This is a genomic window from Novipirellula sp. (assembly GCF_041583735.1).
Lineage (GTDB): Bacteria > Planctomycetota > Planctomycetia > Pirellulales > Pirellulaceae > Novipirellula.
Genome location: NZ_JBFHFD010000877.1, coordinates 1 through 2,864 on the forward strand (window position 1 = coordinate 1; position 2,864 = coordinate 2,864).

2 protein-coding genes are annotated in these 2,864 nt (G+C 55.8%); one reads left to right on the plus strand and one right to left on the minus strand.

Features of this window, described 5'->3' with window-relative positions; genetic code table 11:
- Positions 1 to 362: 362 nt before the first annotated feature.
- Positions 363 to 1,367 (minus strand): NAD-dependent epimerase/dehydratase family protein, encoded by a 1,005-nt coding sequence (locus ABX962_RS34030; RefSeq protein ID WP_372726114.1) that lies wholly within the window; start codon positions 1,365 to 1,367, stop codon positions 363 to 365.
- A gap of 458 nt (positions 1,368 to 1,825) precedes the next feature.
- On the opposite strand from ABX962_RS34030, the gene ABX962_RS34035 reads away from it, so the two are divergent.
- Positions 1,826 to 2,665, plus strand: a complete 840-nt coding sequence (locus ABX962_RS34035; protein WP_372726115.1) for a sialate O-acetylesterase — start codon at positions 1,826 to 1,828, stop codon at positions 2,663 to 2,665.
- The last annotated feature ends 199 nt before the right edge of the window (positions 2,666 to 2,864 follow it).

Below are 2,864 nucleotides of genomic sequence, written 5' to 3' on the forward strand. Positions count from 1 at the left end.
AGCACACTCAATACGGCAGTGAGCTCGCAAGCGAATCGAGTGAGTGGACCACGCGAGCATGGCGGTAATCGCCGCGGAAATACCGTGATTTCCACGCTAAATGCTCGTTCGAGCGGACGGGGACGCTGGCAAGCAGCCGCTTTCCCACAGGGAAAGCTCACCTCGGCAGAGGCCCGAATCTGTCGCTGGTGCGTAAAAATAGGATCATTTTTGTCCTCCAGCCAACTCAGGATCATTCCGACTGCGATCCCTTACCCCAACGCGAGGCATAAAGAGAAGGCATAAAGAGAATCGCGAAGCGGAGACCGAATCGAATCGCGAAGCGGCGAGCGAAATGAGTCGCCGAGTGATTCCAGCACCGGTCAAGCCGGGATGCGTTGATGATGCTGATGATGCGTTTGGATCCATGTCGCGGCGTCATCCAAAGTTTGCTGGAGGTCGCGGATCGTGTACCCCAATTCAGCCTTCGCTCGCGAGCTGTCGTACCAATGGAACATCCGGCTCATTTGGATAACCGCGCTGTTCAAATCACCTTCCTTGCCTGAAACCAGCGAGAATGCATCTCCTAATTTCCCTGCAATCCACAATCCAGCGGGACCGGTGGGCATCAGTGGCCCGCGTGAGTTCATTCGCTCGGCGATCGCTTTCCAAAGCTTAAAATAGGTGACGTTCTCTCCGGCCAAGATGAATTGTCGCCCCTCGTCGCCGCCCCGCTCGATTGCCGCGATCGTTCCTGCGGCAACGTCGCGTGAATCGCACAGACTGCATCCGCCCGGAGGCGCTAGCGGACGCCAAGCGCGACCGACTTCGATCATCATCCGGCCGCTACTTGGTTTCCAGTCCCATGGGCCGAGCATAAACCCAGGATGCACGATCGCGGCACGCAGTCCCTGTTTGACTTGCCCCAGCACCTCGTCGACGCCCGCACGTTTACTCTGTACATAGCTGCAAGGGATTTGATCGTTGCTCGTCGTGATGGGGGTCGATTCGTCCACGTTGGTCGTTCGTGAACCGATCGCCAGTGTATCTACGGTGCCGACATGAACCAATTTGCGATCATAGCGGCGACACGCTTCGGCAATCACACGGGTGCCATCACGATTGACTTGCATCGATTCGTGCAGCCGCGTCCACCCCAAATGGATCAGTCCGGCCGAGTGAATGACGGCATCACAATCGGCAACACCGTTTTGGATCGTGTCCGCATCGCGGATGTCCCCACGCAGAAATTGAGCGTTCAGCCCCGAGAAAATTTCCCGATCGGGTTCGCCACGCACCAGGGCAATCGTCTCGTGCCCCGCTGCTTCTAACTGCCGCAGCACGGTATTGCCAAGCAAGCCAGTACCGCCCGTCACCAAGACACGCATGATTCAATCTCTTCTTATGTCGATAGATTTCGGGGAGAGAAATTGAGTTTCCGTTCACGTAAGTAAGATAACCAGGATTCTCAATCGCTACATAAAGCTGTCTCTACGATCCACTGAGCCTCATTGAACAAGCCTCGTTTAACCTATCGGCACGAATCCGGCTGACCTGTAAAGGCAGGGCCGTAGAAATCACCGGATTACGAAATCCATTTAAGCGTGATCGGCACAAGATTCCTCAGCGGCTACGTCAGGGGGAGAGGAATGCTTGCAACGGCAAATTCCAGGCCACGGCCGGTGGTTTTTCGCAAAAAAAGTAGTGTTTTATTGAATTGTGATTGCGAAACACAAGCTCCGGCACGCCTGAAATGCCTCGCCGAAAACACCTTGATCAGGCAGAGACAGCTATAACATCGTTCTAGGCCCCTTTGCTGCAGTCCCACCGAGATGAGGATTTATTGATGAAGTTAAAGCCCGCTGATGTCGTTTGCTTGATGATGTTGTTCTCTGCCGTTCCTTCTTTCTTGACCGCGGCCGAGTACGACGTGTACTTGCTTGCGGGGCAGTCCAACATGGACGGCCGGGGCCAAGCGAGTGAATTGACCGAGGAACAGCGTCAGCCATCGGATCATGCCATCATCTATTATCGAAACCTGCCAAAGTCGAGCGACGGCTGGCAACCGCTTGCTCCTGGGTTCAGTATCGCTCCCCGCTACAAAGGCGAAGTGCCCTCATCCACGTTTGGTCCCGAACTCGGCTTCGCACACGAGATGTTCCAGGCCGAGCCGGACCGCAAATTGGCCCTCATCAAAGGATCCAAGGGGGGCTCGAGTTTGCGAAGTGATTGGAAACCCGGTGAGATGGGCGAGCCGAAAACGCAGGGGCAACGCTACCGAGACTTCGTCGAAACAATACAAATGGCAACGCAAGCATTGAGCGAACGAGGGGACCGTTACACCATTTGTGGGCTTTTGTGGCATCAAGGCGAATCTGATTCGCAGCTCGCCGCCGACGATTATGAAGCGCGGTTGTTGCAGTTGGTTGATCGTATCCGCCAGGACGTGGGCGTACCGGACTTGCCCGTCGTCGTGGGCGAAGTGTTTGATAACGGAAAACGGGACAAGGTTCGCGCCGCGATTGGAGCAGTCGGCACTCGCGGTGCAGGATTCGGGTTGGTGACCTGTGAAGGGACGTCGACTTGGGACGAGGGGACACATTTTGACGCTGCCAGCCAGTGGTTGCTGGGAGAACGCTACGCCACCGCGATGCTCAAGATACGAATCGCGAATCGAAATCCGTGAAAACCGGTCAACAAAGTTGCCCACCCACGGGGACGCTGACCAACAAAATTGCAGGGACTTGGGAAGGATCGCGGGGCGATCGCGAGCCGATTTTGCGGCAATGCGCAGCTGCCGTTCGTTTGCGGTTCCGCATCAAAGTGTTAGGATTGTGAACATGCGTTCCTCATGTCGCATCCTGGTTGGGTTCGGTTCTCGACGG

Coding starts and splice junctions, on each gene's coding strand:
- ABX962_RS34030 (WP_372726114.1), bottom strand. CDS start 1,367: ATGCGTGTCTTGGTGACGGGCGGTACTGGCTTGCTTGGCAATACCGTG.
- ABX962_RS34035 (WP_372726115.1), top strand. CDS start 1,826: ATGAAGTTAAAGCCCGCTGATGTCGTTTGCTTGATGATGTTGTTCTCT.